This window comes from Adlercreutzia sp. DFI.6.23, from assembly GCF_024462535.1.
Taxonomy (GTDB): domain Bacteria; phylum Actinomycetota; class Coriobacteriia; order Coriobacteriales; family Eggerthellaceae; genus Adlercreutzia; species Adlercreutzia rubneri.
Map to the genome: position 1 here is coordinate 1 of NZ_JANGBP010000516.1, position 301 is coordinate 301.

Here is a 301-nt window from a genome sequence, read left to right on the forward strand (position 1 = left end):
AGAACGGGTGGGGAAAGCCGATCTAAGACCGCTCATGGATGCCGATGAAATCGCCGCCGATCCAGGGCGATCCTTCTTGCTCCCCACGGCCGATGCTGTGGCCCAAGCGTTCACCGCCGAGGGCGTAGTAGGCTCCCTGTACGAAGAGTACGAGCAGCGCGGCGAGCAAGTGGCTATGGCCGAGGCGGTGCGCAACGCGTTTGCCCGATCGCGCAATCTTATGTGGAGGCAGGAACAGGCGTGGGTAAATCCATGGCCTATCTTTTGCCGGCGGCCATCATTGCCCGAGATAACGGTATCA

At 60.8% G+C, this 301-nt stretch carries 1 protein-coding gene; it reads left to right on the forward strand.

Translation table 11 applies throughout. From position 1 onward, the window contains the following. Nucleotides 1–34: 34 nt before the first annotated feature. Nucleotides 35–301 (forward strand): hypothetical protein (locus NE591_RS14380; protein ID WP_256156996.1); only part of this gene is annotated, 267 nt, incomplete at its 3' end.